Here is a 2,901-nt window from a genome sequence, read left to right on the forward strand (position 1 = left end):
CGGCTAACAAGATAAACAGTGCCGAAATCAGCAGTACCGTTAACGTCTCTTTGAATTCCAAAATATCGGCGATATCAACACCGCGCATATTGGCAAGCCAGATCCCCATAACGGTAACTGTTAGTAACCCTGACTCTTCCTGTAACAGGTTAGAGCCGACAAAAACGGCTAATACAATAGTGAGTACAGCAGTATTTTGCAGGTAATGCGGTAGCAAATTTTTCCGAAGCACGATACCCACCAGATAACCCGATAATGCACCAAGGCCAAAGCCAACAGACAACATCAGGCCCAGTGCGGTTAATACGTGGTTACCCGTTTCTGACGAAAACGCAATATACTCAAACACCAATACCGCGATAAGTGCACCTAACGGGTCAATCACAATACCTTCCCAGCGTAAAATACTGGCAAGTTTTGATGTCGGCCTGACACTGCGTAACATCGGCACTATAACGGTCGGCCCGGTAACAACAACCAGGGCGCCAAACAGCATGGCGATTTCCCAGCTGAATCCCACCAGAAGATGCGAAGCCAACGTAACACAAGCCCAGGTTATTGCTGCCCCTACGGTAACAAGACTCGTTACCATACGGCCGTGGCTTTTAATTTCTTTGAAGTTAAGCGTTAGTGAACCCTCAAACAGGATCACCGCCACGCCAAGGGAGATAATCGGAAATAACAAGTCACCGAACAGTTCATCGGGGTCCAGCACGCCAAGTGCCGGCCCGAGCAGTAAGCCGGCTACCAACAGCGGTAAAATTGCTGGCAGCCTGAGCTTCCAGCCCAGCCACTGACAAAATAACGATACAATACCTAAAAGTGCCAGCGTGGCAGAAATTTTTTCCATGAGAACCCTGTAAGACGTTCAGCCTGCATAAACATGGCTTAAAAACATAGTTTTAGCATGAATGATGCCAGACAGCGAAGAGAATAATCCCAGTATTATGCCATGTTATTACCATACGATGACCAGTATCAGGCATGCAATTTAAGATAACTCAGGTACAATACGCGCCTCTTTACCGTTATCCGAGTCTGTCATGCTTAGTTTTTTTGAGCGTATTATCAAGCCCTTCCCCGCTATAGAACCAACACAACCGCCAAAAGGCATCTGGGCTTTCTGTCGTCACTATACCAAAGGTATGGAAGCGTCTCTTATCCTGATGTCTATCAGCACAGCGCTGCTGGCGATGATGGAAGTGTCATTGTTCAGCTTTATGGGCCAGCTGGTTGACTGGCTGGTTAAAAACGATCCGCAAAGCCTGTTTACCGAAGAACGCAGCACGCTGATAAAAATGGCATTAGTCACGGTCATACTGCTGCCAGCATTGAGTTTTTTCCATGCTGCGATTGTTCACCAGACTTTGCTTGGTAATTATCCGATGTCTATCCGTTGGCTGGCACACCGTTATCTGCTTCGGCAAAGTATCAGTTTTTACCAGAACGATTTTGCCGGCCGTATCGCCACCAAAGTGATGCAGACATCTCTGGCGGTACGCGAAACAGTGATGAAACTGCTTGATGTGATGGTTTATGTGCTGGTGTATTTTGGCTCTATGCTATTTTTTATCGCCGAAGCAGACTTGCGTCTGGTACTGCCGATGCTGGTCTGGCTGGCCATTTACATAGCAATGCAGTTTTATTTTGTACCCCGGTTAAAAGCAGCATCTACCCGCCAGGCTGATGCTCGTTCCGAAATGACCGGCCGTATCGTCGACAGTTATACCAACATCACAACCATCAAACTGTTCTCTCACACTAATCGCGAAGAAGCTTACGCAAAAGACAGCATGGAGGTGTTTTTAAAGCCGGTATACCGTCAAATGCGCTTAGCAACCGGTTTAAGTGTATCAGTGCAGACACTCAACTATATGCTGGTGTTTAGCATCGCAGCGCTATCCATTTATCTTTGGTCTGATAACGCCATCAGTGTCGGCGCTATCGCTATTGCCGTCAGTCTGGCGCTGCGTCTAAACGGCATGGCGCAGTGGATCATGTGGGAAGTCAGCAGTTTATTTGAAAACATTGGCACCGTGGCCGATGGTATCACTACCCTGTCACAGCCGGCACAGGTCACCAATGTTCCCAATGCTAAAGCACTTGTTGTAAGCCAGGGTGCCATCCGTTTTGAACAGGTTTGCTTTAACTACGGTAAAGCTGCAGATAACGGCAAGGCCGCCGTGCTGCAACAGCTTAACCTGGAGATAAAGCCGGGCGAAAAAGTCGGGCTCGTCGGTCGCTCAGGGGCCGGAAAATCAACCTTGGTCAACCTGTTGCTACGTTTTTACGATGTGGAAAGTGGCCGCATTCTGATTGACGGCCAGGACATCAGTCAGGTGGATCAGGAAAGTCTGCGTCAGCATATCGCCATGGTGACGCAGGACACCTCTTTGCTGCACCGCTCTGTCCGCGACAATATCGTTTATGGTAAACCCGATGCCTCTGAAGCTGAGTTGTTGCTTGCGGCAGAGCAAGCTGAAGCCAGCGACTTTATTGCTGAACTGACAGATCCCAAAGGCAACAGCGGTTTTGATGCTCAAGTCGGCGAGCGAGGGGTAAAATTATCCGGTGGCCAGCGTCAGCGTATTGCAATCGCCCGGGTGCTGTTGAAGAACGCGCCAATCCTGATCCTTGACGAAGCAACCTCTGCACTTGACTCTGAGGTAGAAGCTGCCATTCAAAACAGCCTGAATACCCTGATGGCGGGAAAAACCGTTATTGCCATTGCGCATCGTCTGTCAACTATTGCACAGATGGACCGGCTTATTGTACTCGACCAGGGCGCTATAGTGGAGCAAGGCAGTCACAGTGAGCTTATCGCATCAGGTGGTATTTACGCTCAGTTGTGGGCACACCAAACCGGCGGTTTTATTGGCGTAGACTAATCAGAATACGTCG

2 protein-coding genes are annotated in these 2,901 nt (G+C 48.9%); one reads left to right on the forward strand and one right to left on the reverse strand.

Annotated elements, in window-relative coordinates; genetic code table 11:
* A partial coding sequence (locus tag VIN66_RS08940) for a cation:proton antiporter (RefSeq protein WP_331923655.1) occupies positions 1 to 850 on the reverse strand: 850 nt, incomplete at its 3' end.
* Positions 851 to 1,043: 193 nt separating this feature from the next.
* On the opposite strand from VIN66_RS08940, the gene VIN66_RS08945 reads away from it, so the two are divergent.
* Positions 1,044 to 2,888, forward strand: coding sequence for an ABC transporter ATP-binding protein (locus VIN66_RS08945; protein WP_331923656.1), 1,845 nt, complete (start codon positions 1,044 to 1,046; stop codon positions 2,886 to 2,888).
* Positions 2,889 to 2,901 lie beyond the last annotated feature (13 nt).

The sequence above is a fragment of the Rheinheimera sp. genome (genome assembly GCF_036568245.1).
GTDB lineage: Bacteria > Pseudomonadota > Gammaproteobacteria > Enterobacterales > Alteromonadaceae > Alishewanella.

Coding starts and splice junctions, on each gene's coding strand:
- VIN66_RS08945 (WP_331923656.1), top strand. CDS start 1,044: ATGCTTAGTTTTTTTGAGCGTATTATCAAGCCCTTCCCCGCTATAGAA.